1 pseudogene is annotated in these 440 nt (G+C 64.1%); it reads right to left on the minus strand.

Going from position 1 to position 440, the window contains the following annotated elements:
* Positions 1 to 39: 39 nt before the first annotated feature.
* Positions 40 to 440: pseudogene (locus CDV44_RS27430) on the minus strand (NAD-dependent epimerase/dehydratase family protein); the annotation flags it as partial.

Below are 440 nucleotides of genomic sequence, written 5' to 3' on the forward strand. Positions count from 1 at the left end.
CCCAATTGCGAATTGCTTTCATTCGTCCCGTGAGGGGTCTCAGGGATTTGGGCGCGACGATTGATATCCGTCAGGATTCTGGTGCTGCCAGCGCCAGTGATCGGCGCACATGCGTGCCAGATCGTACTCGGCGCGCCAGCCCAACAGTGCGTTGGCGCGCGACGCGTCGGCGTAGGAAGACCCCACATCGCCCGAGCGACGCTCGACAATCTCGTACGCCACTTCGCGGCCGCTGGCGGCTTCGAACGCCCGCACGACCTCAAGCACGCTCTGCCCTCGGCCGGTTCCCAGATTGACGGTGAACCCCTCATCCAACTTGTGCAGGCCTGCTAGCGCCGCCAGGTGACCGCGCGCCAGATCCACCACGTGGATGTAGTCACGAACCCCGTGCCATCGGGCGTCGGCCAGTCGCCCCCATAAATCTTGAGTTGCGGCAGCTT

It is taken from the genome of Pandoraea sp. PE-S2R-1, from assembly GCF_002179865.1.
In the GTDB taxonomy this organism is placed as follows: domain Bacteria; phylum Pseudomonadota; class Gammaproteobacteria; order Burkholderiales; family Burkholderiaceae; genus Pandoraea.